General features: G+C 33.0%; 23 protein-coding genes, 2 pseudogenes, 1 riboswitch and 1 other annotated feature. Of the genes and pseudogenes, 19 read left to right on the top strand and 6 right to left on the bottom strand.

Annotated elements, in window-relative coordinates:
• The first annotated feature begins 11 nt into the window (after positions 1–11).
• On the top strand, positions 12–644 hold the full coding sequence (locus tag AABL52_RS14465; protein WP_341517758.1) for a class I SAM-dependent methyltransferase: 633 nt from the start codon (positions 12–14) through the stop codon (positions 642–644).
• A gap of 277 nt (positions 645–921) precedes the next feature.
• Positions 922–2,400, top strand: a complete 1,479-nt coding sequence (locus AABL52_RS14460; RefSeq protein WP_341517757.1) for a UDP-N-acetylmuramoyl-L-alanyl-D-glutamate--2,6-diaminopimelate ligase — start codon at positions 922–924, stop codon at positions 2,398–2,400.
• A 158-nt stretch (positions 2,401–2,558) separates the two neighbouring features.
• Here the strand turns inward: AABL52_RS14460 and AABL52_RS14455 are convergent, their stop codons facing one another.
• Together AABL52_RS14455 and AABL52_RS14450 are read right to left on the bottom strand one after the other, a co-directional pair.
• Positions 2,559–3,260 (bottom strand): class I SAM-dependent methyltransferase, encoded by a 702-nt coding sequence (locus AABL52_RS14455; RefSeq protein WP_098342411.1) that lies wholly within the window; start codon positions 3,258–3,260, stop codon positions 2,559–2,561.
• Positions 3,257–4,159, bottom strand: a complete 903-nt coding sequence (locus AABL52_RS14450; RefSeq protein WP_098342410.1) for an SMP-30/gluconolactonase/LRE family protein — start codon at positions 4,157–4,159, stop codon at positions 3,257–3,259. Before AABL52_RS14450 ends, AABL52_RS14455 begins: the two co-directional genes overlap by 4 nt.
• Positions 4,160–4,301: 142 nt before the next feature.
• Between AABL52_RS14450 and AABL52_RS14445 the strand changes: the two are divergent.
• Both AABL52_RS14445 and lysS read left to right on the top strand, forming a co-directional pair.
• Positions 4,302–4,472 (top strand): annotated as a pseudogene (locus tag AABL52_RS14445) (DUF2197 domain-containing protein).
• Positions 4,473–4,538: 66 nt separating this feature from the next.
• Positions 4,539–4,795, top strand: a binding site (T-box leader).
• Between the two features lie 82 nt (positions 4,796–4,877).
• A complete protein-coding gene (gene lysS / locus AABL52_RS14440; RefSeq protein WP_341517756.1) occupies positions 4,878–6,431 on the top strand; it encodes a lysine--tRNA ligase in 1,554 nt (517 codons plus the stop codon).
• 57 nt (positions 6,432–6,488) lie between these two features.
• Here lysS and AABL52_RS14435 read toward each other — a convergent pair whose 3' ends face one another.
• Complete coding sequence (locus tag AABL52_RS14435; RefSeq protein WP_001128407.1) at positions 6,489–6,917, bottom strand: cell wall hydrolase; 429 nt, start codon at positions 6,915–6,917, stop codon at positions 6,489–6,491.
• A gap of 156 nt (positions 6,918–7,073) precedes the next feature.
• Here AABL52_RS14435 and AABL52_RS14430 point away from each other — a divergent pair, with 156 nt between their 5' ends.
• From AABL52_RS14430 to AABL52_RS14420, 3 genes are all read left to right on the top strand, one after another.
• On the top strand, positions 7,074–7,988 hold the full coding sequence (locus AABL52_RS14430) for an acetamidase/formamidase family protein (protein WP_341517755.1): 915 nt from the start codon (positions 7,074–7,076) through the stop codon (positions 7,986–7,988).
• A gap of 126 nt (positions 7,989–8,114) precedes the next feature.
• Positions 8,115–8,822 carry a response regulator transcription factor gene (locus tag AABL52_RS14425; protein ID WP_341517754.1) on the top strand — a complete coding sequence of 236 codons (708 nt, stop codon included), beginning with the start codon at positions 8,115–8,117 and terminating at the stop codon, positions 8,820–8,822.
• A complete protein-coding gene (locus AABL52_RS14420; protein WP_000593187.1) occupies positions 8,819–9,802 on the top strand; it encodes a sensor histidine kinase in 984 nt (327 codons plus the stop codon). Before AABL52_RS14425 ends, AABL52_RS14420 begins: the two co-directional genes overlap by 4 nt.
• Before the next feature lie 470 nt (positions 9,803–10,272).
• Here the strand turns inward: AABL52_RS14420 and AABL52_RS14415 are convergent.
• Positions 10,273–10,898, bottom strand: a pseudogene (locus AABL52_RS14415) (DUF6518 family protein).
• 366 nt (positions 10,899–11,264) lie between these two features.
• Here AABL52_RS14415 and AABL52_RS14410 point away from each other — a divergent pair.
• A complete protein-coding gene (locus AABL52_RS14410; protein ID WP_341517753.1) occupies positions 11,265–12,164 on the top strand; it encodes a LysR substrate-binding domain-containing protein in 900 nt (299 codons plus the stop codon).
• 72 nt (positions 12,165–12,236) lie between these two features.
• On the opposite strand, the gene AABL52_RS14405 is transcribed toward AABL52_RS14410, so the two are convergent.
• Positions 12,237–13,226, bottom strand: a complete 990-nt coding sequence (locus tag AABL52_RS14405) for an aldo/keto reductase family protein (protein WP_341517752.1) — start codon at positions 13,224–13,226, stop codon at positions 12,237–12,239.
• Positions 13,227–13,735: 509 nt separating this feature from the next.
• On the opposite strand from AABL52_RS14405, the gene abc-f reads away from it, so the two are divergent.
• The 5 genes from abc-f to AABL52_RS14380 all read left to right on the top strand — a co-directional run bounded on the left by abc-f (position 13,736) and on the right by AABL52_RS14380 (position 19,667).
• Positions 13,736–15,364, top strand: a complete 1,629-nt coding sequence (gene abc-f, locus AABL52_RS14400; RefSeq protein WP_340420036.1) for a ribosomal protection-like ABC-F family protein — start codon at positions 13,736–13,738, stop codon at positions 15,362–15,364.
• 20 nt (positions 15,365–15,384) lie between these two features.
• A complete protein-coding gene (locus tag AABL52_RS14395) occupies positions 15,385–15,978 on the top strand; it encodes a GNAT family N-acetyltransferase (protein WP_341517751.1) in 594 nt (197 codons plus the stop codon).
• 274 nt (positions 15,979–16,252) lie between these two features.
• Positions 16,253–17,023 (top strand): ABC transporter ATP-binding protein, encoded by a 771-nt coding sequence (locus AABL52_RS14390; RefSeq protein WP_341519723.1) that lies wholly within the window; start codon positions 16,253–16,255, stop codon positions 17,021–17,023.
• Positions 16,998–18,929: an ABC transporter permease gene (locus AABL52_RS14385; RefSeq protein ID WP_341517750.1), complete on the top strand. Its 1,932-nt coding sequence runs from the start codon at positions 16,998–17,000 to the stop codon at positions 18,927–18,929. The genes AABL52_RS14390 and AABL52_RS14385 overlap by 26 nt, the downstream gene beginning before the upstream one ends.
• Before the next feature lie 66 nt (positions 18,930–18,995).
• A complete protein-coding gene (locus AABL52_RS14380; protein WP_341517749.1) occupies positions 18,996–19,667 on the top strand; it encodes a lipoprotein BA_5634 family protein in 672 nt (223 codons plus the stop codon).
• A gap of 65 nt (positions 19,668–19,732) precedes the next feature.
• Here AABL52_RS14380 and AABL52_RS14375 read toward each other — a convergent pair whose 3' ends face one another.
• The gene (locus AABL52_RS14375; protein WP_242250537.1) at positions 19,733–20,074 is read right to left on the bottom strand and encodes a DUF3914 domain-containing protein; all 342 of its coding nucleotides are present in this window, start codon (positions 20,072–20,074) and stop codon (positions 19,733–19,735) included.
• 269 nt (positions 20,075–20,343) lie between these two features.
• On the opposite strand from AABL52_RS14375, the gene AABL52_RS14370 reads away from it, so the two are divergent.
• The 6 genes from AABL52_RS14370 (at position 20,344) to AABL52_RS14345 (ending at position 26,978) form a co-directional block, all read left to right on the top strand.
• On the top strand, positions 20,344–21,585 hold the full coding sequence (locus AABL52_RS14370; RefSeq protein WP_341517748.1) for an esterase/lipase family protein: 1,242 nt from the start codon (positions 20,344–20,346) through the stop codon (positions 21,583–21,585).
• A gap of 87 nt (positions 21,586–21,672) precedes the next feature.
• On the top strand, positions 21,673–22,716 hold the full coding sequence (locus AABL52_RS14365) for a homoserine dehydrogenase (protein WP_341517747.1): 1,044 nt from the start codon (positions 21,673–21,675) through the stop codon (positions 22,714–22,716).
• 123 nt (positions 22,717–22,839) lie between these two features.
• Complete coding sequence (locus tag AABL52_RS14360) at positions 22,840–24,288, top strand: PLP-dependent aminotransferase family protein (RefSeq protein ID WP_341517746.1); 1,449 nt, start codon at positions 22,840–22,842, stop codon at positions 24,286–24,288.
• Between the two features lie 4 nt (positions 24,289–24,292).
• Positions 24,293–25,207 (top strand): D-alanine--D-alanine ligase, encoded by a 915-nt coding sequence (ddlB, locus tag AABL52_RS14355; protein ID WP_341517745.1) that lies wholly within the window; start codon positions 24,293–24,295, stop codon positions 25,205–25,207.
• Positions 25,208–25,279: 72 nt separating this feature from the next.
• Positions 25,280–25,385: riboswitch (TPP riboswitch) on the top strand.
• Positions 25,386–25,509: 124 nt separating this feature from the next.
• A complete protein-coding gene (gene tenA / locus AABL52_RS14350) occupies positions 25,510–26,199 on the top strand; it encodes a thiaminase II (protein WP_000144497.1) in 690 nt (229 codons plus the stop codon).
• Positions 26,200–26,648: 449 nt separating this feature from the next.
• Positions 26,649–26,978, top strand: a complete 330-nt coding sequence (locus tag AABL52_RS14345) for a heterocycloanthracin/sonorensin family bacteriocin (RefSeq protein WP_098201564.1) — start codon at positions 26,649–26,651, stop codon at positions 26,976–26,978.
• The last annotated feature ends 3 nt before the right edge of the window (positions 26,979–26,981 follow it).

Here is a 26,981-nt window from a genome sequence, read left to right as displayed (position 1 = left end):
ATAAAAATAAAATGGAATTTTGGGAATCAAGTTTTATTGAGAAACAAACAATGTGGGGATTTGAACCTACAGAATCTGCAATTTTGACAAAAGATGTTTTTCTGGAAAAGAACGTTAAAGATATATTAGTACCGGGTATTGGATATGGAAGAAACGCAAAGGTGTTTATCGATAATGGTTTAAATGTAACTGGAATTGAGATTTCAAAAACAGCTATTGATTTAGCGAAACAAAACGGACTAGAAGATGTTAGTATATATCACGGTTCGGTAAACGAAATGCCTTTTGATAATAAACTTTATGATGGAATATTTAGTCATGCACTTCTTCATTTGTTGAATGAGAAGGAAAGAGAGAAATTTATTAAAGATTGTTATAATCAGTTAAAACCTGGTGGATATATGGTTTTTACAACCGTTTCTAAAAAAGCTCCCATGTATGGAAAAGGGAAAAAGTTGGAGCAAGATTATTTCGAAATCATGGAAGGCGTAAAAATGTTCTTCTATGATAATGCCTCTATAAAGCAAGATTTTAATAAATATGGAATAGTACAAGTTTCGGAAATTGATGAACCAAATAAAAACATGGAAAATAAACCTTCAATCAATTTCTTAATGATAAAATGTAAAAAGAACTATAACTAAAAGTTATTAAGAATTATTAAAGATGTTTATATATTGATTATGCACAAATAAAAAGGACAAGCATATAATAGAAATACCTATTAACTTTAAGTAACTTTAACTTTCTTTAATAGGGCATCTCAAAATCCCTAAAAAGAGCACTTGCGGAAACAAGTGCTCTTTTATTTTTTGTTTATTTAAGATGATTATAGTTCGTTTAATTAATATGGAATTTAAAACCATAAACTTTGAACAAAATGGTAAAATTAATAAGAGGATGTATAAGGGGGACGGGGATTTGAAACTTAAAGAACTGGCGAATTTGTTATTGATTAAAGAGACCATTGGGGATATGGATGTAGAAATTACGGGCTTGGAAATGGATTCTAGAAAGATAACTAGTGGAAATCTATTTATATGCGTATCAGGTATCGATGGTTTTCTTGAAGATCGGCATCAATTTGTTGAAGATGCAGTGAATAAGGGTGCTGTAGCACTAATTGTAGAAAGAGATGTAAATATTGAGATACCTAAAATAATTGTTAAAGATGCTAGGTATGCTATGGCAGTTATTGCGTCACATTTCTATGGTTATCCATCTAATAAAATGAAGCTAATTGGAATTACAGGTACAAATGGGAAAACAACTACTTCCTATTTACTTGAAAAAATTTTAAGTGATTATGGATATCACACGGGGCTCATGGGGAATAACGGAGTCAAAGTTGGTTCAAAATGTTATCCAACTGATATTAATACGCAAGAACCTCCAACACTTCAACGAAATTTGCAAATGATGAAAAATCAAAATGCAGATTATTGTGTTATGGAAGTTACGTCACAAGGTTTACATATGGGAAGAGTTAAAGGGTGTAACTTTAAAATAGCTGTTTTCACAAATTTAACGCAAGATCATTTGGATTATCATGGAACATTTGATGAATATAAGCATGTAAAAGGTCTTCTTTTTTCAAGATTAGGAAATGATTTTTCTACTACAGATAAAAAAGTTGCTATTTTGAATGCAGACGATCCATCGGTAGAATACTTTAAAAACATTACTTCAGCTGAGGTTATCACTTATGGGATGCATAATGGAGCAGATGTTCAAGCGAAGAGCATAACTTTAAGCTCAAAAGGAATTCGGTTTTTAGTTTCGTCCTTTAATGGAGAAATAGAAGTTAACCTAAATCTAGTAGGACGTTTTAATGTATATAATGCATTAGCAGCAATAACAGCGGCGTTGGTTGAAGATATTCCGCTTACAAACATTAGTGATAGCTTATCTAACTTAAAGAGCATTGAAGGTAGAATGCAAATCATAGACGCAAATCAAGATTTCCTTGTAATAGTGGATTATGCTCATACACCTGATGCGTTAGAAAATGTCCTCTCTACAATTAGTGAGTTTTCAAAAGGTAAAATCATTACTGTTTTCGGTTGCGGTGGAGATAGAGACGCAAAAAAACGATCTATAATGGGTGAAATTGCTGGAAGTTATAGCGATTTTGTTTTTATTACTTCTGACAATCCCCGTTCGGAAGATCCGCAGTTAATAATGAAAGATATTGAAAAAGGATTTTCACAGAATAATAATTTGAATTATAAAGTAGAGGTAGATCGTGAACTAGCGATAAATCACGCAATAAAAATGGCATCTTCTAATGATATTGTTTTGATTGCGGGGAAAGGGCACGAAACGTATCAAATTTTAAAAGATACAACAATTCATTTTGATGATAAAGAAAAAGCTCGACAAGCAATTATTAATAAATGAATGAATGAATTCAATTAATAGCTGAATAGTATTGCTAATAAAAATAATGTTTTAGATGAATCTAAAACTAATAACGAAGCAATTTTTTGAAGAATTTATAATTGAAAGGTAAGGGTGTTTCTAGGAATATATGAGGGAAAACCTTACCTTTTATAGTTTTATTTCTTAAAAACAAATGTTATAGCATTTGTTTTTAATTGAATGTGTCTTTCGTTTCGGACTATATCATAAGCTAATTCTTTTATTTCAACTTTTATTTCTTGCCATTCCTTATAAATACTTTTTAATAGATGTATCATATCATCAGTAGGAAGGTTAATTTCAATTAAAGCATCTAATTCTTCATTCGTATGTAAGTCAATTTCTTGTATGTTTGAGTTAATAATTAAACAATTGATACCACCAGTCTTTGTACCTCTTTTCATAGAATGGAGCACGTTTGTTAAATCTTCTTCTGATTTAACATGCTCTAAACTTGATACTGCAACGATATAATCATAAGTATCAGGTTGGATGTAGTAGTTTTCAATTGATGCTTGTTCTGTTTTTATAACTTCAAATACATCATGTTCTTTGCTATAAGTTTGTAATTTTGTTAACGCGGAATCCAGTAAGTCCACACATGTAACAGTACCGCTAGCATTTTTTATTTTTTGTGCAATTGGAATGCTATTTCTTCCAACGCCAGAGCCGAGGTCAAGCACTTGCAAGTTATTTTGTCCTTCAAAGTAATCTAGTAAGTTCATAACTGTTTTAACCGGTTTATAAAGCCAAGAACCAGTTTCAAATAGTTTATATTGTTCATAGCAAAGGTCGTGATATTTCTTTTCTTCGTGTCTTATGTGATCAATACGGTTCATATAGTTTCAGCTCCAATATTTTTATTACAAAATGAATAGGTGGGGCAGCCTTTAACATTTGTTTGAATTCGAAAAATACCACCAGCATGTGGATACTCTTTTAATTCGTCATCCGTCATTCTTGTTCTGGCTGTTGTAACATATAAATCAGTTAAGTTAGGTCCACCAAATGTACATGAGGTTACATATAACGCAGGAATTGGAATACTTAATATTTGTTCTCCAGTTAAAGGATTCCACCTAGTAATCTTTGAACCTCCCCAATGTGCAATCCATAAACAACCTTCTTCGTCAATTGTCATACCATCAGGTAGACCATCATTTTCAGGGAAAATGATTACATCACTTGGATTATGAATTTCTCCAGTACGTATATTATTTTGATAGCGAACCACTTTTTTAGTAGGTGTATCTATAAAGTAAAGGTATGTATGATCAGGTGACCAAGCGATTCCGTTTGAAGTATTTACATGTGAAACTTTTTTCTCTACACTCAAATTGTTATTTAAACAATACAAGGAGCCTGCAGCATTAATACCGTATGTATCTGTAGTACCTGCCCAAAAACGACCAGCGGGATCACATTTTCCATCATTAAAACGATTTTCTATTAAATGTGGTTCGGGGTCAAAAATATGTGTCAGTTTTTCTGTATTTACATTAATAGAATAAAAGCCGTTTTCCATAGCTAAGAGTAATATGTCCTCTAAATATGGAACAACACAGCCGATTTGTTGATTGAGAGCGATTACTCGGTTTGTATTTGCAGTAGGATTAAGTATGCATAATTGTTTCTCTATAATATCAACCCAGTATAAAAGTTGCTTTTTTTCATTCCAACAAGGTCCTTCAGCTAAACTAGCTTTAGCATCTAAAACCAATTCTATATTACTGATCAAGATGTTCACCTCAATTTATAAGATATTTATATAATTCGATAAGAATGAAGGTAAACCTTTTAGTCAGAGGATATTAAGATTTTTACTGTAGAAAACTGACTATCTTAAGCGATTAAAAAAATGTATAAACATGGAGAGGAAAATGCATATGATGTTTTATGAAATTGTTTGTTTTTCTTGTAAAAATATATTCCGTGTTTACGAGGGAAGTGAAAAATAAAAGCGATTTAAAGAGAAATTGAAAGGGATATATTGTTGTGATGAATGTAGTCATAAAATTCAATTAGAAGCGATAAAACATTTATTTAGATAGCTTTTTCGTTCGGAAAAGTTTGACAATAAAAGCATTATAAATTATCATATGAAAAAACTAATATATAAAATGGCATGGAAGAGAAGAGTAGTTAAGAAAGATTACGTACAGAGAGCTCTGGTAGCTGAGAAAGAGCGGTATACATCTTAATGAAAAAAGACTTGGAGCTGCGCAAGGAACTAATTTGTTTAGGGATGGTGCGACGGATTCTCCCGTTATAGAGATAGGGTATAAGCATATTTTGCCGTACCTGAAGAGGTTAATATGGCGACGTATTGACAAACTGAGGTGGTACCGCGAAGCTAACAACTCTCGTCCTCAAGATGAATAATCTTGGGGGTGGGAGTTTTTTTATTGCATAAATTTGAAAATGTGAAAACAAATAATAATTGAGGTGAGTAATATATGCATTGGGCGTATGAAGTAGCACATGAATTAATTAGAAAACATCCAAACAAAGAAACATTTGTTTGTGCATCTGGAATAAGTCCATCTGGTTCTGTTCATATTGGGAATTTTCGCGAAATAATAACGACTTATTTCGTTGTAAGAGCACTTCAAGATTTAGGGAAAAAGACTCGTTTTATATTTTCATGGGATGATTATGATAGGTTTAGAAAAGTCCCTAAAAATATTGATCCATCTTTTGCAAAATATATTGGTATGCCATACTGTGATATTCCAGATCCATATGGCTGTCATAATTCGTATGCAGAGCATTTTGAAAAAGAGTTTGAGAAATCTCTTCAAGCATTTGGAATTGAAGTGGAATTCATATATCAACATGCTGAATATAGAAGCAGAAGGTATAACGAAAATATATTCGAGTCTTTATATAAAAGAAAAGAAATATATGATATTTTAATGAGTTTTAAAACTGGAGAGTGTAGTGAAGAAGAGCGAGAGAGCTTTTATCCAGTTACATTATATTGTGAAAAATGCGGGAAAGATGCAACAACGATTACACATTTTGATGAAGTATTAAAATCAGTTCAGTATGAATGTGTATGTGGAAATCAAAATGAATTATCAGTATTAAATACAAATAAAATGAAACTGAATTGGAAAATCGATTGGCCGATGAGGTGGATGATAGAGGATGTTATTTTTGAACCGGGTGGAAGAGATCATTCATCGGAAACGGGTAGTTATAATGTATCCAAGGAAATCGCAAAAGAAATATTTAATCGTGAAGCTCCTCATTACGTTGCGTATGATTTCATAGGAATAAAAGGGCATCACGAAAAAATGTCTAGTTCTTCAGGGAATAGTATTACACCTAGCGAGTTGTTAAAAGTGTATTTACCAGAAGTGATTCTTTTCATGTTTGCTAAATATAGACCAAACGCAGCTTTTCATATCGGTCTTGATGAAGATGTGATTCGCAATTATACAGAATATGAACGATTGAAAGATAGTTATGAGAATAAAACGCTCAAAAATGAAGATTTATTTGATGCAATTAAACTCTCTAGAGTTGATAGTGGGTTTAAAGAATATCCGAAATTTAACCAAGTAGCAGGAACGTTACCACTATTAAATTTTGATTCATCTATTTTACAAGTTACATTAGAAAAAATAGATAGAAGTTATACATTAGATGCTATGATAGCGATATGTAACCGCGCAGAGTATTGGATAAGAAACTTTCAATCTGAAAAATTAATTGCGGTAAATCTAGAGAGAAATACAGAGTTTTACAACACATTAGATGAAAGACAGAAAGAATGGTTAGTAGAAGTTTGCAAAATACTTCGTTCTAATAAAGATTACTCTAACTTAATGGAAAATTTGTATTCAATTTGTCATCATGAAAATAAAAAAATAATGAAAGAAAATCAAAAACAATTGTTTTTGATTATATATAGGCTCATTATGAATCAGTCTAGCGGCCCGCGTATACCGTTATTAATACATGTTGTGGGAGTTGAAAAGTTCATCGCATTATTAGATTTCTAAACAATCTAAAAGAAACGCAAGTACTCAGAGATTTAAGTACTTGCGTTTCAAATTATGCTATCGTGAATACATTTTTGGACATTCATCACCACGTGGTTCATAAAAGCAGTGGCTTTTAAATTGCCCTGCAAATGGCTGATTATACCATTCAGGCGGACAAGCTCCAACTGGACGGAAATACCATAGAGCCCATCGTGCTGGCCAGCGCCATTCACCTTGTAAAACTTTTCTTGCAATTTCTTTTTCAGAATCACGAGCACGCTGATAAAAATATCCGTATTGCACTGCTTCAAATCCGCCAGGGCTTTGATATACCGCGTCACGTACAGAACGAAGCTGTTTAAAATCTAAGCAATCACAAAATACACGATTTACTACTACGCAGCCAACAAGTTGTTCACCTTGTCGACCTTCTCCTTCAGCTTCAGCACGAATTAAACGAGCTAGTAAATCAACATCACTTTCGTTATATGGAATAAGGGGCATAGTGCTACCACCTTTCTTTATCTGATATAGTAAAGAGTGTATGTATGAAAATAAGCTAGGTGCTTTTCTATATGTAAATTTATTAATTTTTAACAGGAGCTTGTACGAAAAAAGCTAATTAGTAATTGTAGATCAATATAAAAGGGGAGAGATAAAATGTATCGCATTCATAAAGAACATATCGTTTACGCAATGTCACCAGATAATCAGCCTTGTATGGAAGTAGAAGTAGGGAGTCGTCTTGTATTTGAAACATATGATTGCTTTGAAAATCAAATTGATTCTGAAGATGTTGCGTTTCAAGAATTAGATTGGAACCGTATTAATCCAGCCACTGGTCCAGTATTTATTAATGGTGCAGAACCCGGTGATATTTTAGTCGTATCGATTGAAAAGATTAAAATTGCAGAGCAAGGTGTTTTAACTACAGGAACGAATCTTGGCGTAATGGGTGAAGAGCTACATGAAAATACAGTGAAAATTGTCCCAATACATAATGAACATGTTTTATTTTCAAATGAATTACAAATTCCGATTAATCCAATGATTGGTGTTATTGGTACTGCGCCGAAAGAAGAGAGCATTTCATGTGGCACTCCGCATGATCATGGTGGGAATATGGATTGTAAAGAGATAAAAGAAGGGACGACATTACTATTACCTGTAAATGTTCCTGGCGCTCTATTAGCAATAGGTGATTTACACGCAGCGATGGGTGATGGTGAAATTGGTGTTAGTGGCGTAGAAGTTGCTGGTGAGGTTACTGTAACAGTTCAAATTATAAAAGGAAAGAAATGGCCATTACCAATGGCTATCCAAAAAGAAAAAGTAATGACGATTGCTTCAGAGAAATTATTAGATGATGCAGCGAATCGTGCTGTGCGAAATATGGTGACATTTTTACATGAAGAATTAGAAATGTCTAAAGCTGATGCAACGCTTTTATTATCAGCAGCAGGTAATTTAAAAATTTGCCAAGTTGTGGATCCACTGAAGACTGCTAGGATGGAATTAGGTATGAATTATATGGAAAAACTAGGGTTTACTTTGAGTAAATTTCATATTAAATAAGAATAATAGAAGAAGGATGCTGTTGTATAAAAGTATCCTTTTTTGATTTACGTATGATATAAAAAAAGGTAGTATTTATTTTATATAATTGAATATAAGATTGTGGATCGAAAAAGGAGTAAACACATGGTTAAAATTATGATTGTAGAAGACGATATGAAAATTGCAGAATTATTATCAAAACATGTCGCGAAATACGGGTATGAAGGAATTATTGTATCGGATTTTCAAAATGTATTAAACATTTTTTTAGAAGAACAACCAGAGTTAGTTTTATTAGATATTAATTTACCAAGTTTTGATGGGTACTATTGGTGTCGTCAAATTCGCGGAGTTTCTACATGTCCGATATTATTTATTTCGGCTCGTGAAGGCACAATGGATCAAGTTATGGCGCTTGAAAACGGTGGTGATGATTTTATTCCAAAGCCATTCCATTACGAAGTTGTAATGGCGAAAATTCGTAGTCATTTAAGACGCGCTTACGGAGATTATGCACCGAAAGTAGAAGAACGGATGGTTGAGCAACAAGGTCTTTGCTTATATCCCGAAAGGCTTGTATTGAGGCTTAAGAATCAAGAGATTGATATAACAAGAAATGAAGCTATTTTATTAGAGATGTTAATGAAAAATTATCCGCGTGTTGTGGGTAGAGAAGTGCTATTAAATAAATTATGGGATAGCGAATCGTATGTTGATGATAATACTTTAAGCGTAAATACAACTCGTGTGCGTAAAAAGTTAAAAACATTACAGATTGAAGATGCAATTGAAACGATTCGTAGTGTCGGTTATAGATTACATATAACTTGGGATAATGGTATGGAGAAATGATAAAATTATTTATTCGTGATCATATACCACTTATTTGTTTTACAGTAATCCAGCTACTAGCCATATTTCTTGTATATTGGTTTGATGGGCATAACCATATTGCAACGGCGTTATATGCAATGTTTTTAGGTGTCTTTTTTATGGTAGGTTATTTAGTATTTCGTTACTTTACTCATCGTACGTTCTATGAAAGATTAGCAAATCCGTTGCATTCTTTGGATGATTCTGTGCAAAAATCAGATTTTGCAGTTTTATCTACTAAACTTCAAGAGCTACTTGAGGTGCAATATCGACATTATCAAAACCAGCTGCAAATACAAGAGAGAAAAAATAATGATCATTTAACTTTTATGAATCAGTGGATACATCAAATGAAAACACCTTTATCTGTAATAGAATTAATTACACAAGATGAAGTCGACCCACGTTTTGAAAGTATAAATGAGGAGACAGATAGATTGAAAAAAGGGTTAGAGATGGCTTTGTATGTCGCACGTTTAGAAGCATTTACACAAGATTTTTATGTCGAAAAAGTACAGCTACATAAAATAGTGAATGATTCTGTGCATGAACATAAACGCTTTTTTATCCGGAATTTTGTATATCCAGAGCTTAAAATTGATAAGGATATTATTGTAGAAAGTGATGCAAAATGGCTACAATTTTTAATTGGACAAATACTATCGAATGCGATTAAATATTCATCTGGTAGTCGAGAGAAGATTAAAGTAAATGCTTGTAAGGAAGATAGTAACGTTATACTTGAAATCACCGATTATGGCGTAGGGATACCGAAGCAAGATTTACCTAGAGTATTTAAACCTTTCTTTACAGGGGAAAATGGCAGAGATTTTAAAGAATCAACTGGAATGGGGCTATATCTTGTATATGAAATTACGAAACAATTAGGACATAGTGTAGAAATCCATTCAGAAGTTGGTAAAGGTACCGTTGTACGAATTATATTTTTTAATGTGTAAATAAGTGATCTAGGCTAAAGAAATTTGGAGATAATTTTTTTAGCCTTATTTTATCCCGCTTTAATGGGCAGTAAGACCCCCACCTCAAAATGAAGCGAAAGCAAAGAAGTTAGGTAGAGGTCGGGCTGCCCATTAAAGTCCGATTGGTGCAACTAATAATCAGTGGGGGATGAAGAAAATCCCCGTTTATTAAAATTTCACTTTATAGCGATTATGTGAAATACTGAAAGGTCATCTTAGTATGTATAATGACACGCCAATAAATACGATTGTTAAATTAGAAGTATTTAATAAAAAGCTGATAAATAGTTTTTGTAAGAAAAAAGCCACCCCTTTGAAAGAGATAGCTTCATGAATTCATCCTATGAATAAGTATATCAACATTAATAAGTATAATGTTCGAATTCGTGATATGTTTTGTGGATTATAATAGAATTAGTCTTTTGTTTTTTAATGATACAGTATTGTAATTAAGTAAACAAACTTAATAATGTATATCCAATTAATCCTAAAATAATGATAGGAACCATCATTAAGAAAGAAGAAATTCGATTAGCATTAGAGCGTTCTAATACAAGAATCAAGATAATTCCGACTATCACTTCGGTATATCCAACAGGTAACATGTGACTATAGTCTTCAAAATTTAAAAGAATGTGAAGTCCATCTGTTACAAAAACTCCACTAATAAGCGCACTTCCGAATTTATGAAGTGGATTTGTAGTATCTTTCCATAAAAAACCTGCAATTCCAAAGATAGTTCCTCCTATAAATGCACATACAATCCATACAGATATAAAATAAATAGAGTGAGCTACATTTTTAATAACTATTGCATAACCATAGTAGCCTAATACCATACCGAGTAGTGCAAGGGTGCCAGAAAATATAGCTGTACGCTTAGAATAACTAAAGCTAGCTACAAAAAAGGATGGAACTAACCAAACACTTCCTAGATTAGCTAATGAATTCCAATGTCCTGGAAGTATACCTTGCCCTAATTTAGTTAGTATACCAACAATTATCCCTACTATAATCGGGATGAGAAAAATCCTTAAAAACATATTAACTTTGTAATTTTTAATGTCCTGTCCATAAAATCAATCCTTAGATTAATATTTTCTACAAACATATAATAGCTTATTATAGGAGAGTAATCAATAAAAATTTATCGAAAAACAATAATTTATTGTTGGGTAACGAATGGTATTTTGTTTTATAAATGGGTGAATAAAATATCAAGTACTCGTTACTCAACCAAATAGTAAATCAAATAATATATGCAAGTAATGAAACTGCCCAAAACATGTAATTCAACTTAGTATAAATCTCTCGTATTTTCATGAAATGATTTATGATAAAAAAGAAACGAAAAGGGATTGATATAGTTTCCTCCTGTTTTTATTAATAATTTATTAGAAGGAGGGCTTTTTTGCTAGTTGTGAATGTTAGGGGGATTGTAATGGATATTCGTAAAATGAAATATTTCATAACAGTGGCAGAAGAATTAAACTTTAGTCGTGCGGCGGAACGTCTTATGATGGCACAACCTCCTTTAAGCCAAGAAATTCGTAAATTAGAAGATGAATTAGGGGTCCAACTTTTTCATCGAACAAAAAGAATGGTTGAGCTTACCGATGCTGGGAAAATATTTTTAGAAGGTGCGCGACAAACGCTGCTTCAAGTAGAAAGAACTATTAAAGAAACTCTGCTTGTAGAGGAAGGAAAAATCGGGTATTTAATCATCGGTTTTGTCGATTCTACAGAAACGGTTATAAACATATTAAAAACCTTTCGAGAACGGTTTCCTAAAATTCAGCTTATATTACGCGAGATGACAACGGACCAGCAAATAAAAGCACTCTATGAAAAACAAATTCATATTGGATTTATTCGTTCTAAGCAGAATAATGAAATATTGTCTTCCGAAGTTTGTTCTAAAGAACGTTTAAAATTGGTTTTACATGAAGATCACCCATTAGTTTCGTTACCTAATATTCCTATTAAAGAACTAGTAGATGAATCATTTGTTTTATTTCCTCGTCATTTCGGTACTAACTTTTATGATTTGATTATTAGTTACTTTTGGGAACATGGAGTAAGTTTAAATATTGTTCAAGAAGCAATTCAAATGCAGACGATTGTAAATTTAGTTGCAGCAGGAATGGGGATTTCTGTCGTTCCATCATCGGTAGAAAGTTATAAAAAATCGGAAGTTATGTATAAAGACATTCAGGAACATACACCGGAGATAAACTTATACGCTGGATGGAGGCGGGATGAAAAGTCTGTCGTGCTCGAGAACTTCTTAGCAGTTGTTAGAGAGATTTATAAGACTTCACAACTTAAATTTGAAAAATAAAGGCCCATCTTGATTGGATGGGCAGTAGTGAATATGGAAAGGTACTATATTTATTGTGAAGTCACTGATGATTTAACCTGTTTTACTTGGATCATATTCAATGAAACCTTTTAGCGCACTATCAATTTGGCCCATAATTTCAGGTGACAATGTAACATTAGAAGCAATTACATTTTCTCTTATTTGCTGCGGATTGGAAGCACCAATAATTGCAGAGGAAACAGCTGGATTTTGTAGTACCCAAGCAACTGCGAGTTGAGGTAGGGTGAGATGATTTTCTTGTGCAATAGGATTAAGTTTTTGTATTGCAGTAAGTACGTTATCATTCATCCAGCGTTGTACGAGTTTGTTAAAAAACGGTTTTCCTGCATCTGAATTAGCACGTGATTGGGCAGGGATCGGTTTACCTGGTTGATATTTTCCAGTGAGAATACCTTGTGCGAGGGGAGACCATACAACTTGACCAAGTCCTTCACGTTGACATGTAGGTATTATATCTGTTTCGATCACTCGCCATAACATCGAATATTGGGGCTGGCTAGCAATAAGAGGAATTTTCAATTCTCGGGCCAGTGCTGCACCGCGTGTAATTTGCTCCGATGTCCATTCACTTACACCTAAATAAAGGACTTTACCTTGTCTTACAAGATCTGAGAAAGCTAACATCGTTTCTTCAAGAGGAGTTGTTGTATCGAATCGATGTGCATAATAGACATCAATGTAGTCTGTATGTAGCCGTTGTAACGATGCATTACAATTTTCTATTATATGTTTTCGTGATAATCCACGATCATTTTTTCCAGGTCCGGTCGGATGGCATACTTTTGTACAAAGTTCTATACTTTCTCGGCGTATTCCTTTCAAAGAGCGACCAAGTATCTCCTCAGCAATAGTGTCCGAATAAACATCTGCAGTATCAAACGTTGTAATTCCAACATCTAATGCGGCTTTCACACATTCATTTGCAGTATCTTCATTTACTTTTCCGCCATGGTTTATCCAGTTCCCGTATGCAATCTTACTTACTGTTAACCCACTGTTTCCGAGTTTGCTAAATTCCATTGTAGAATCCCTCCTTAAAAATGATAACTTTATTATAAGAACTGAAATGTAGTATGTATAATATACAATTGATCATACAGTTATATAAAAATTATATAAGAGGGAGTGCTTAGAAAGTTATTATTAGGGAAATCGGTAGTACAATAAATGTAAAGTATGCTTGTTCAATTTGAAGTTAAGAAATGATAAATAGACCTAGAAGAAAGCAATCTTTATAATAGCACATATATTTGCATTTACTCATACAGTACTATCATGGTACAATATGGTTACTAACGACGGAAAGGAATGATGGGTGGACGATGATTAACTAATCTTATTTTTAAATGTTGAAATTCAATAAATTTCAATTTCTAAAAAATAGGATTAGTCTGCCCAATTTCCATACAACGGTATTGCTATTTATGTTACGCAATATCTTATTTGGGTATAAATATTTTAACGACTAATCCTGCCAAATTTATTTGGGAGGATTTTTTTATTCTCCCTTAATGAAAGGGATCGGTATTATGAAAGAACTATTAAAATTAAATGATGTTTATGTTGAAATTAAGGAAAATATGTTGTTAGAGAAAATGAATGTGACAGTAAGACAAGGGGATGTTATTGGATTAATTGGTAAAAACGGGGCTGGTAAATCAACGTTACTTCAATTAATAAATGGGAAGATTGAACCATCAAAAGGTACTGTTGAATGGATGCAAATGAATATGACAACAGCATATGTTGAACAAGAAATAGAATCATTTGTTAGTAAGGATATAATTGCAAAAGAAGCGGAACTTCTTGCAAAATGGGGCGTGCCCACGAACGATTTTCTAACTTTAAGTGGTGGTGAAAAGCTAAAAGTTCGATTAGCAAAAGGATTTGCTGAAAACCCTAATGTATTAATATTAGACGAACCGACAAATCATCTAGATGAGATGAGTACGGAATTTCTCATAAAACAAATCAAAAATATGAAAGGTACAGTTATCGTCGTATCGCATGACCGATACTTTTTAGATGTTGTCGCAACTAGAATATGGTCAATTGAGGATAAGAAATTAATTGACCATAGCGGGAATTATACGAGCTATATGAAAGCACGTGAGCATAAAAGAATGACGCAGCAGCGTGAATATGAAAAACAACAAAAGAAGATAGAACAAGTAGAAACTCATATAAAAGAATTAAGTTCATGGTCACAAAAGGCACATGCGCAGTCTACAAAACAAGAAGGAGTGAAAGAATTTTATCGTGTAAAGGCGAAGCGAATGGACGCGCAAGTTAAATCGAAACGAAAACGTCTTGAAAAAGAGCTGGAGAAAACGAAAGTAGAACGTGTGAAAGAAGAGTATTCAGTTGAATTTTCTATTCAAGCGAGTAAAAAAGTAGGAAAACGTTTCTTAGAAGTAAAACAATTGCGGAAAGAATTTAATAATCGGATATTATTTGAAAACGTTAATTTTACAATTCAGCACGGTGAAAAGGTTGCAATTATTGGACCAAACGGTAGTGGGAAAACAACGTTACTAAAGATGATTATGGGAACAGAAACTGCTGAAGGAGAAGTATGGATTTCACCATCAGCAAACATTGGATATTTAACACAAGAAGTATTTGATTTACCGCTTGATAAAACACCAGAAGATTTATTTTATAAAGAGACATTTGAGGAGAGAGGAAAAGTCCAAAATTTAATGAGACATTTAGGGTTCCAAGCTTCTCAATGGAAAGAGCCAATTGAGTATATGAGTATGGGGGAAAGAGTGAAATGTAAGCTCATGGCTTATATTTTAGATGAAAAAGATGTACTTATTTTAGACGAACCGACGAATCACCTTGATCTACCTTCACGTGAACAGCTTGAAAATACATTAGCTGAGTATAACGGAACACTCATTATCGTTTCTCACGATCGATATTTTCTAGAGAAAACAACTAACGCGAAGCTCTTGTTTTTAAACAATACGATACAAAAACAGCTCAAAGAACCTACGAAAACTAGAGATGAAATTGAAGAGCTACGTTTAACGTTAGAAACAGAAAGACAAGAAGTATTAGGGAAATTAAGCTTTTTAACTTCTAAAGATAAAGAATATAAAGAACTAGATGAACGGTTTATGGAACTTACGAAGCAGATTAAGGAACTTTAACGTAAGGAAGGGGGAAAAAGATGGGAGAAGAGAGTTTGACTAAGTTATTTAGAATAGATTGTGGTGATATATACCTACAGGAGTTTACGGTTAAAGATGCAGAGAGTATTTATAAAATATCAAATCAACCGGAAATTGAAAAGTTTTTACCAGACTGGAAATCAACGAAAGAACAACGAGTTAATTGGGTTACAAATGATGAAATACCAGAAAACAAAGCGTTTCTTCATGCGGTGAGAACTACGACTAACATAGATGATCATATATTAAGACTAGGAATATTTAAGAAAACCACAAATGAATTTATTGGATGGTGCTGCACTGGTATGAAAGATGAGCTACCTTCACCGAACAGAGAAATTATGTATGCTGTTTCAAGTGAATATCATAATAATGGTTATGCAACGAAAGCGACAAAAGGTTTGATCGATTATTTGTTTGAAAATACAAATGTTGAAGTTCTAAACGCAATTGCTTTAATTAACAACGTACCCTCAAATAAAGTTATTGAAAAATGTGGATTTATTTATTTGGGTCAACAGACGATAGAAAATCAAATTTATAATCATTATGTATTGAGTAAATCCGAATGGATAAAAAATAGTGCTCTTTAAAGGGAATGATCATACAGTGCAAAAAAAGCTTAGAGCTATAACTCTAAGCTTTTCGCATTTATATAATAAAGTTTTGATATACTATTGTATTTCCTGCCACTATATAATTATTATAAGATAGTTATGCATTTATTTTAGTTTGGAAACAGTTTTATTATCAGTTTTTTTAGAAATCTTACAAGCGTGTAAGATAAATGAAAGATGAATCAATATGAGTTATAAGACAATTCATTTACACTCTATTGTAAGAAGTGCAAATGAAGGGAGAATAGAAATGGAAATATTACATGCGAAAAATATTAGTAAAGTATATAAAGGGAAAATACCTTTTAAAGCATTAGTAGATATTGATTTATCAATTCAAGAAGGTGAATTTATAGGGATTATGGGGCCATCAGGTAGCGGGAAAACAACGTTATTAAATATGGTATCTACTATCGACTCTCCCACATCAGGAGAAATAATAATAAATGGGACAAATCCTTTTCAGTTATCCTCTGAAGATTTAGCTTTATTCCGTAGAAAACAATTAGGATTTGTATTCCAATCATTTAATCTACTTAGCACACTTACAGTAAAGGAAAATATCGTATTGCCAATGACTTTAGATGGTGTTTCTGTGCGAGAAATGAACAAAAGAGTAGAAGAAATTGCAGCGAAATTAAATATTACAGATATATTGAATAAAAGAACGTTTGAAATTTCAGGGGGACAAGCTCAAAGAACAGCAATTGCTCGTGCAATTGTTCATAAGCCGCAATTATTACTTGCCGATGAGCCGACCGGAAATTTAGACTCTAAATCTTCAAATGATGTAATGGAGATGCTGGATACGCTTAATAAGGAAGAAAAGGCAACGATGATGTTAGTTACACATGATCCGTATGCAGCTAGTTTTTGTAGCCGAGTAATTTTCATTAAAGATGGTCAACTATATAACGAAATTTATCGTGGTGAAAGTCGGCAAACTTTTTATCAAAAGATTATGGATGTCCTTTCTTTGTTAGGAGGGAAAAGGCATGACTTTTCGTCAGTTCGCATTTAATAATATTTTTCGAAATAAGCGTACATATGCTGCCCATTTTTTAAGTAGTGCATTTTCGATTATGATTTTCTTTACGTATGCACTTTTATTATTCCATCCTGATTTACAGGGGGAGTTAAAATCGACAAGTAAAACAATAAGTACATTTGGTACATTTGGATTTCAAGTATCCCAAGGTTTGATTTTTGTATTTTCATTTTTCTTTATTTTATATTCAGTGAGCTCGTTTTTAAAAACACGTAAGAAAGAATTTGGCATTTTAATGATGCACGGTATGTCGATGAGACAGCTTAAGAAGCTATTGTTAATTGAAAATATGTTAATTGGACTTGGCTCAATTTGTATTGGGATACTCATCGGCCTCATATTTTCTAAACTAGTTTTACTAATCAGTGCCAGTGTATTAATGATTAGTAATGGCTTACCTTTTTATATACCAGTGCAGGCTGTATTATTAACAGTTTTCACGTTTCTAGTCTTATTTTTAATCGTTTCGTTAGTTACATTTAAAACGGTTAAAGTAACCGAACTTGTGGAACTTATTCAAGCTGGAGAAAAGCCAAAGCCTGAACCGAAAGCTTCAATAATATTATCGTTACTTTCTTTAATTAGTATAGGGTATGGATATATTTCAGTATTTCGCTTTATTCAAAATCATAGTTTTATTATGCTCGGAATGGGTGTACTTTTTGTAATTATAGGAACGTACTTTTTATATACACAATGTAGCGTTTATATATTGTATCTTGCGAAAAGGAGTGAATCTTTCTTTTTAAAGAGAACAAATATATTAACGTTTTCAGAATTAATTTACCGTATGAAAGATAATGCAACGATGTTTTTTATAGTGTCTATTATTTCAGCGGTTGCTTTTACAGCAATTGGCACTACAGCTGCTATTGGGAATAAAGAATTGGTAAGGATGACAAATCCGTATACGTTTCTTTATGTAGGTCCTGAAAAAGACAAAATGGTGGATAAACATCTCTCTATTATAAAAAAACATCTTGCTGATGCGAATATTCCATATCGGACGGCTTCATCTTCTTATAAATATACAGAAAATAATGTATATGTAATGAAGTTAAGTGAATATAACGACCTTGCGAGAGCACTAGGATATCAACAAGAAACAATTGAAAAAGAAGATGAAATATTACTAATCCCTGGAATGGTATCACAAAAACAAGAATTTAAAAATGGTGATTATATAAAGAATATTGAAGTCATTGAAGGAGATTGGACAAAAATATTTCGTGTGAAAAAAGCTGTAGAAAATTTAGTTTTGCCACATGATACTAGCGGTATTTTTATCGCAGTTCAAGATCGTGTATATGATGGTATTCCTTTTAATACCAATCAAGATGATGTAGTTATTCAAAATCGTACTTACGGATTTGTTGTAGATGACTGGATAAAGACGAAAGACATTTCAAATCAATTAAATAGTATATTCGATGAAGATGCAAGAGAAGGTAATTTCTATTTTCAAGCTTTGACTTTAAATTTGTTAGAGGCAAAACAAACAAATGGATTATTACTGATGGCAAGCGTTTTAGTTGGAATCGTCTTTTTCACATTCGCCGCTAGTTTTATTTACTTCCGGTTATATACTGATTTGGATCGCGATCAACAACAATATAAAATGATTTCGAAAATGGGATTAAGTAAACGAGAGTTGAAAAAAGTGGTAACGAGACAGTTATTATTAATGTTCTTTTTACCGATAATCATTGCAGTAATTCACACAGTGGTTGCATATATGGCATTGCAACAATTAGTCGATTTCTCTATTTTAAATAGTTCTATTGTAATTTTAATTTCGTTTATTTGTATACAAGTTTTATATTTCTATATAACTCGTTGGCGTTATTTACAAAAGCTATATAAAACTATGGAACAGTAGAGAATATCAGCAAGTAAGACTGCATAAAAGCTTGTAAAAACAATTTGAGTTATGAAAGGAACTGTGATGAAGAAAATATTATCTATTTTCATTTTAAGTATATTAATGTTAATAACTTTAAGTGCATGCTCTAAAAATGAAAACAGATTTCCAGCTAACGGTGTATTAATTATTGGAGATGAAAATAATACTTTATCAATTATGAATCGTTATCAGGAAATTACGAAAGAAAATGAAGTGTTTTCTGTGAAAACAGGTACATCTGGAAATGGACAAGTATTAATTTTAAATGAATCTACAGCGCAAGCGTTGATTAAAACAAAGGTTTTTCGTAAAAGAGATAATGGATCCACTTCTAGACATATAGATACGTTACCGAGTTTCCCAAAAGAGGGCTCACTATTATTTGCACAAGAAGAAAAAAAGACTATGAAAAGTATTGAATTAGAAGGCAAGGCGATTGCTGTTAAATACGGAAGTGATGCTTGGATAGGTAACACTCGTAAATATCAAACGCAATGGTATGTAATTGTAGCAAAAGATAGCGTGTATAAAGAAATAAATGCAAAAGAGACGAAAATGCACCTGCTCCACTTGAAAAAGTCTTTAGGTGATGAAAAACCTAAAATGTCGACAGATAATACATTAATAAATGAAACAGTAAAAGTAGAAAAGTTAATTAAAGATTATAAAGGGGAGGTGTCATTCCAGTTTATAACGATTGGAGAAAAATCTTAAAAAAGAGTTCGAGGTTGATAGAAACTTTATCAACCTTGAACTCTTTTTAATACCATTTAAACAACTTACATTACTTCATTTAATCGTGTCTCGTTCGTTTCTTCAATACCATTTGAATATTGAACCGAACTATCTTGAGCTTCCTTTTCTTTACGGGCCTTTTGTAGCATTTCAAGTATAATCCATAAAGGAATACCTTTATCTTTTAACATCTTCCATAAATCTAATTCATTAAATTTATGCTCAGGTTGTTTCATCTCTTTTTCAGATGAACGGATATCAAATTTGATGGGATCATTTGATTTTTTATCTTCAAGTTTAGTAGAAGAGATAGTATTATGTTCAAGGTTAGATGGAGTTATTTTAGTAGGTTGAGATAATGTATGAATATTTAATCCGATTTGCATGCCTTTTCCTCCTCCTTAAGTAATGGAATTAGTTTTCTTATGATTTTTAAAGCTATTTAACCTGAGGAAACTAAATCTAATTATAAATTCAAATAATAAGATTTACAAGTTGTATTCTAAAAAGTAAATGCTTACTTGATTTAATATTTATCAACATTTGTGTATGTTTTCTGTATATACAATGTATATAAAATACTTTACATTATGTTTAAGTTAAGAACTCTTTTTTAATAGAAATATGTAAACGTTTTATTAAGGAGGGAGAAAGAATGGGGAAGTTAATTTTAAAAATATGTTTTTTCGCACTAATGATTGTTTTTTCGTTCACAGTAAAAACAACATACGCTGAAGAGAAGCAACAAAATAATTATCCTATCATACTAGTGAATGGATTTGCTGGGTGGGGTAGAGAGGAAATGTTAGGGGTTAAATATTGGGGTGGTGTTCATGATATACAGGAAGATTTAAAAAGAAGTGGCTATACAGTACATACTGCTGCTGTTGGACCTGTTTCTAGTAACTGGGATCGCGCATGTGAATTATATGCGCAAATTAATGGTGGTACAGTAGACTACGGTGCCGCACATGCTGAGAAACATGGACATAATCGTTTTGGCAGAACTTATAGTGGTTTTGCATCGAATTGGAGTGAAACAAATAAAGTTCATTTAGTTGGACATAGCATGGGTGGACAAACGATTAGAACATTAGTACATCTATTAAAAGAAGGTAGTTTTGAAGAAAAAAATTATGTGAAAAATCATCCGAACACGAATATATCACCACTATTTGAGGGTAAGAAATCATATGTTCATAGTGTGACAACATTAGCAACTCCTCACAATGGCACTACACTTGCGGATGGTAGTCTTCTACTACCGTTCGTTAAAGATTTACTCATTACAGCTGCAAGTTTTGGAGGGAATAATAATTTATCGTTATATGATTTTAAATTGGATCAATGGGGTATAAAGAAGAATACTGGAGAGTCTTTTTTCCAATACACTGATCGTATTGTAAATAGTTCACTTTGGAAAGATACAAAAGATATAAGTCAATGGGATTTAAGTACAGATGGTGCAAAGGAGCTTAATAATTGGGTAAAGACGCAATCAGATGTGTATTACTTATCCTATAGTGGACATGCCTCACAAGCAGCACCTATAACAGGCTTACATCTACCTCATATAACGATGAATAAAGTGTTAATGGGTAATGCATTTTTCTTAGGTTCCTATGCAAGATATGAAGTAAACCGTCCATTAATTGATACTTCTTGGTGGCAAAATGATGGTGTAGTAAATACAAATTCTATGATCGCGCCTTCTTCTAATACTGCGGTAAATAATAATGAGACTTTACAGATGGGAAAATGGAATCATATTGAAACGAAAGCAAATTGGGACCATCTCGATATGGTAGGACTTAGTGTTTCAGACACGTTAGGTTTTTCTAATATTCAAGAGTTTTATAGAACAATTGCAGAAAAGCTATCAAGTTTACCGAGATAGGTAATAATAAAGCGCTCTCCATGGAATTCGAGGGCGCTTTATATTATATTGAAAGAGGGATATGGTAGAAAAATATGGGGGGATAGTATGAAAGTTAAAGTTGTATTATCAGGATATGGAACAGTAGGAAGAGAGTTTATAAAATTACTAAATGAAAAATATTCATATATATATGAAACATATGGTATAGAGTTAGTTTTAAGTGGCGTTTTAGGTAGAAATGTTGCAATACATAATGAGGATGGATTATCTATTCATCACTTATTAAAGTATGGTGGCGGTAGCTCTGCAATTAAAGAATATATTGAGTATAATCCGAAGGAACGAGCAACAGATAACATAAGTGGTACAGTACTCGTGGAATCAACAGTTACAAACCTTAAAGATGGAAATCCAGGAAAACAATATATAAAACAAGCGATTGAGAAACATATGGATATTGTAGCAATTTCAAAAGGCGCACTCGTTACAAACTGGAGAGAAATAAATGATGCAGCAAAAAATGCAAATGTACGAATTCGATATAGTGGTGCAACCGCGGCCGCATTACCGACATTTGATATTGGTCAATTTAGTTTAGCTGGTTGCCATATTGAAAAAATAGAAGGAATATTAAACGGGACTACAAATTATATTCTTTCGAAAATGAATGAGGAAGATATTACGTTTGAAGAAGCGCTGAAAGATGCGCAACGTAAAGGAATTGCTGAAACGAACCCAATATTAGATGTAAGTGGTTCTGATAGTGCATGTAAATTGTTACTATTGACAAACAGTTTAATGGGAACAGAAAATACGCTTGCAGATATACATATAAAAGGAATCGAACATGTTACACAACAACAAATTCGAAAGGCTAAGGAACATAATAAATATATTAAATTAATAGCTTCAGCATATAAGGATCAGGATGGTAAAGTAGCTTTTAAAGTAGAACCGTACGAAATAGATAAGGATCATCCGCTAGCAAATGTAAATGGGACAGAAAAAGGAATTACGTTCTTTACAGATACGATGGGGCAAGTTACTACAATTGGTGGTGCATCAAATCCACGCGGAGCCGCAGCAGCAGCTTTAAAAGATATTATTAACTTATACCGAAAAGATTTGCACCTTATTAACGAGGAGTAAAATCATCCATTAATTATTAGCCTTTACTTTATAAGACCGTACCGCCCTTTATAAAAAATACATATGTAGTGGACCTTTTGAGAATGAAATAAATATGCAAAAATAATTGCAGGGGGTAAGGAATTGTTTAAAGATTTTAAAGTTGTCAAAGATCGTCCTGTTTATATTCAATTGAAAGATTATTTGAAAAAGATGATTATGAAAGGGCATTTACTCGGGGGTCAAAAAATCCCTTCAACAAGGGAACTAAGCGAATTACTGAGTGTTAGCAGAAATACCGTACTCGCTGCTTATGCCGATTTAGAGCAAGAAGGACTCATTTATGCAGTTAAAGGAAAAGGGAATTTTGTTGCGAAGGTTGATATTTCAAACACTTCGTCTGTTGAAATAGATTGGAAAAATAAACTTAATACAGTTACCTTATTAGCGGATGAATTAGATTTAATGAAACATGGTGTCCGCTGGGAAAAAGGAATGATTGTTTTTAATAGCATTGCTCCGGACGAAAAGCTATTTGATGTGGAAAATTTCAAAAGAGCTTTTCTTACTCGCATGTCCATTGAAGGGGATGTCGTATTAAATTACGGATACGCAAAAGGTTATAGACCGTTAATGAATTATCTACTTCATTATATGGAAATGAAAGGTGTAGATATTTCGAACAAAGATATTTTAATTACAAATGGATTTACTGAAGGATTGGATATTGTACTTTCCTCGTTATCCAAAAAGTCGGGGCGGGTTATTTGTGAGAATCCGACTCATCATGCTGCATTGAAGCTTTTCCGTTTACATGGACTTGAAGTGCATGGAATAACTATGAATGAAGATGGCATCGATACGAACGAAGTAGAAAAAAGTTTGCGTGAAAAGGATTTTGATTTTGCATATTTAATTCCTTCTTATCACAATCCGACCGGTATTGTTACGAGTTCAGAGAAAAGAACGGAATTGATGAGCTTATTTTCAAAATATAAAATTCCTATTATAGAAGATGGATTTAATGAAGAACTACGTTATTCAGGTTCGCATTTAGCACCATTATTAACTTTTGCTGGCGCTGGTAATAATGTGATTTATATTAGTAGCTTTTCGAAGGTACTTTTCCCTGGTTTACGTGTAGGATGGATTATTGCAGATAAAGAACTAATTCATCATTTAGAAAGTGTAAAAAGAGCAAGGACGATTCACACATCTACGTTAGATCAAGCTGTTCTATTTCAATATTTACATGAAGGATATTTTGAAAAATATTTAAAAAAGGCAAGATCAGTTTATAAGAAAAAATATGAGTTAGCTGTTGGTGCATGTAACAAGTACATTCCGTTTCAAAGAATGACCGGTGATGGTGGCCTCCATTTATTTATAGAGTTAGAAGAAAAAATGCATGCCCGTATGCTTTTGCAAAAGTGTTATGAGCAAGGGGTTACATTTTCTCCAGGAGATGTTTTTTATTCTGATGGAGGAGGATCGAACACTTTTCGATTAGGATTTTCACGTCTGAAAGAAGAAGATATAGTTCGGGGAATCGAAATAATTGGTGATACAATAAAAAATGAAATTTGGAGTTGAGGAAATGAGAATTGGCGTTATTATGGGTGGAGTATCTTCTGAAAAACAAGTATCTATTATGACTGGAAATGAAATGATTGCACATTTAGATAAAAGTAAGTATGAAATAGTTCCAATTACGTTAGATGAAAAAATGGATTTAATCGAAAAAGCGAAGGACATTGATTTCGCGCTGCTCGCATTACACGGAAAATACGGAGAAGATGGGACAGTTCAAGGAACACTTGAAAGTTTAGGTATTCCTTATAGCGGAAGCAATATGTTATCTAGCGGTATATGTATGGATAAAAATATTTCGAAAAAGATTTTACGTTATGAAGGTGTAGAAACACCAGATTGGATTGAACTTACAAAAATGGCGGATCTAAATCTTGATGAATTAGATAAGTTAGGATTTCCGTTAGTGGTAAAACCAAACTCTGGTGGATCAAGTGTTGGGGTAAAGATTGTAAATGATAAAGATGAATTAATTTCAATGCTGGAAACTGTGTTTGAATGGGATTCTGAAGTAGTAATAGAGAAGTATATAAAAGGTGATGAGATTACATGTTCAATTTTTGATGGAAAACAGTTACCTATTATTTCAATCCGACATGCAGCTGAGTTCTTTGATTACAATGCAAAATATGATGATGTTAGTACAATTGAAGAAGTTATCGAACTTTCAGCTGAATTGAAGGAACGTGTAAACAAAGCGTCACTGGCTTGTTATAAAGCATTAAAGTGCAGCGTTTATGCAAGGGTAGATATGATGGTGAAGGACGGTATTCCATATGTAATGGAGGTTAATACATTACCAGGGATGACACAAGCAAGTTTACTACCGAAAAGTGCAGATGCAGCTGGTATACATTATAGTAAACTATTAGATATGATTATTGAAACGTCATTGAGAGTAAGAAAAGAAGAAGGATTTTAAGTAGCAGTATCATGAATACTTTTGACAGTAACATGAAGTATGTTATGATGAATACAATACGAAAATTTAATATTTATCCACTAGGGGGGCCTAATATAGGCTGAGATCAAATGAGAATTTGAGACTCTTAGTACCTGATCTGGTTAATGCCAGCGTAGGGAAGTGGGAAAGACATTACTATTTCATCAATAAATACTGTCAATTTCACTTTCTTTACGTTTGTAAAGAAAGTTTTTTTATTTTAAAGCGTTAATAACTGTGGATAAATACGTATTATAAATAAATTACTTGGAGGGATTTAAATGACTTTTTCACAATCATTACGTAAAGAAGTAGATTCAATTTGGGAAGCTAGTTTTCATCATCCTTTTGTAAAAAAACTTGGCGAGGGAACGTTAGATTTAGCTAGTTTTCGCTATTACGTGCTTCAAGATTCATATTATTTAAGTCATTTCGCTAGAGTACAAACTTTAGGAGCTGCAAAGGCTCTAGAATTAGAAACGACAGCTCGTATGGCACACCATGCTCAAAATACATATGAAGCAGAATTATCTTTACATGAGAATTTTGCGAAGAAACTAGGGATTACACAAGAAGAAAAAGATAATTTTATCCCTGCTCCAACTGCATATGCGTACACGTCACATATGTATCGTGCTGCGTATGAAGGACATTTAGGTGATATCATTGCAGCAATTTTACCTTGCTATTGGTTGTATTATGAAATTGGTGAACGTTTAAAAGAGTGTCAGCCAGAAGAGCCAATTTATAACGAATGGATTTCTGCTTATGGATCTGATTGGTTCCGTACATTAGTTGAAGAGCAAATTACACGATTAGATGCAATAGCTGAAAAAGTAACAGAGGCAGACCGAAATCGAATGAAACAGCATTTTATTATTAGCAGTCAATATGAATATTCATTTTGGGAAATGGCCTATACTTTAGAAAAGTGGCCAGTGAATTCAGAAATAAAAGATGTAATTGGATAATGAGTAGAGGTATTGCTATTCACGGGTATGAATAAAACTTATGTATATAATTCCACAAAAGAAGTATCGAAAAAAGACGCATCAATCTAAGTGCGTCTTTTTTCAATTTATAAAAATGAGCCCATGGAAAAAATAATATAAAAATAAGTATATGAACAAGGTGCATCATATAGTAATAGGTCATATTTTGTAGGTGTACGTATTGAACTTAGTTTATCCCGCGTTAACGGACAGTAAAACTCCCACCTCAAAATTCAGTTGGAGCAAAGAAGTTAGGTGGGAGATCAACTGTCCGTAAACGTCCGATTGGTTCAACTAATAATCAGTGGGGGATGAACCCCCCCACTGATTAAAGTTTCACTTTATAGCGCTATTTCTACTTAGATTTAACGAACAGAAAGATAGGAAAGCATTGAAAAGGTTGAAGTTTATAAACGGAGGTCATGAAAATGAATAAGTTTCAACAAGAACTACAAGCATTAAGCCTTAATGATTACCAGCCTGGAAATATCGTGTATTGGGACCAACAAAACCAATATCCATATTACTATATTGAAGATGCTGTTCGTCGTTGTGGAGGTTGTGGTGGTCGTTGTGGAGGATGTGCAGGTCGCTGTGGTGGATTTCGTTGTGGTGGATTCCGTTGTATTGGTTGCTTCGGCTGTTTTGGTTGTGGCGGCTGCGGAGGTTGTGGTGGCTGTGGTAGTTGTTCAAATTGTTTTAGTGGTTTTAATGGTACTACTGATACAACTGGTACTATTGTAACATATGAATATTGATAA

It is taken from the genome of Bacillus paramobilis, assembly GCF_038096195.1.
Lineage (GTDB): Bacteria > Bacillota > Bacilli > Bacillales > Bacillaceae_G > Bacillus_A > Bacillus_A mobilis.
This window is presented reverse-complemented; position numbering and strand designations above follow the sequence as displayed.

Excerpts from the sequence above, each read along its gene's own strand:
- AABL52_RS14465 (WP_341517758.1), top strand. The coding sequence starts at position 12 with ATGGAATTTTGGGAATCAAGTTTTATTGAGAAACAAACAATGTGGGGA.
- AABL52_RS14455 (WP_098342411.1), bottom strand. The coding sequence starts at position 3,260 with ATGAACCGTATTGATCACATAAGACACGAAGAAAAGAAATATCACGAC.
- lysS (WP_341517756.1), top strand. The coding sequence starts at position 4,878 with ATGCATTGGGCGTATGAAGTAGCACATGAATTAATTAGAAAACATCCA.
- AABL52_RS14435 (WP_001128407.1), bottom strand. The coding sequence starts at position 6,917 with ATGCCCCTTATTCCATATAACGAAAGTGATGTTGATTTACTAGCTCGT.
- AABL52_RS14430 (WP_341517755.1), top strand. The coding sequence starts at position 7,074 with ATGTATCGCATTCATAAAGAACATATCGTTTACGCAATGTCACCAGAT.
- AABL52_RS14425 (WP_341517754.1), top strand. The coding sequence starts at position 8,115 with ATGGTTAAAATTATGATTGTAGAAGACGATATGAAAATTGCAGAATTA.
- AABL52_RS14420 (WP_000593187.1), top strand. The coding sequence starts at position 8,819 with ATGATAAAATTATTTATTCGTGATCATATACCACTTATTTGTTTTACA.
- AABL52_RS14410 (WP_341517753.1), top strand. The coding sequence starts at position 11,265 with ATGGATATTCGTAAAATGAAATATTTCATAACAGTGGCAGAAGAATTA.
- AABL52_RS14405 (WP_341517752.1), bottom strand. The coding sequence starts at position 13,226 with ATGGAATTTAGCAAACTCGGAAACAGTGGGTTAACAGTAAGTAAGATT.
- abc-f (WP_340420036.1), top strand. The coding sequence starts at position 13,736 with ATGAAAGAACTATTAAAATTAAATGATGTTTATGTTGAAATTAAGGAA.
- AABL52_RS14395 (WP_341517751.1), top strand. The coding sequence starts at position 15,385 with ATGGGAGAAGAGAGTTTGACTAAGTTATTTAGAATAGATTGTGGTGAT.
- AABL52_RS14390 (WP_341519723.1), top strand. The coding sequence starts at position 16,253 with ATGGAAATATTACATGCGAAAAATATTAGTAAAGTATATAAAGGGAAA.
- AABL52_RS14385 (WP_341517750.1), top strand. The coding sequence starts at position 16,998 with ATGACTTTTCGTCAGTTCGCATTTAATAATATTTTTCGAAATAAGCGT.
- AABL52_RS14380 (WP_341517749.1), top strand. The coding sequence starts at position 18,996 with ATGAAGAAAATATTATCTATTTTCATTTTAAGTATATTAATGTTAATA.
- AABL52_RS14375 (WP_242250537.1), bottom strand. The coding sequence starts at position 20,074 with ATGCAAATCGGATTAAATATTCATACATTATCTCAACCTACTAAAATA.
- AABL52_RS14370 (WP_341517748.1), top strand. The coding sequence starts at position 20,344 with ATGGGGAAGTTAATTTTAAAAATATGTTTTTTCGCACTAATGATTGTT.
- AABL52_RS14365 (WP_341517747.1), top strand. The coding sequence starts at position 21,673 with ATGAAAGTTAAAGTTGTATTATCAGGATATGGAACAGTAGGAAGAGAG.
- ddlB (WP_341517745.1), top strand. The coding sequence starts at position 24,293 with ATGAGAATTGGCGTTATTATGGGTGGAGTATCTTCTGAAAAACAAGTA.
- tenA (WP_000144497.1), top strand. The coding sequence starts at position 25,510 with ATGACTTTTTCACAATCATTACGTAAAGAAGTAGATTCAATTTGGGAA.
- AABL52_RS14345 (WP_098201564.1), top strand. The coding sequence starts at position 26,649 with ATGAATAAGTTTCAACAAGAACTACAAGCATTAAGCCTTAATGATTAC.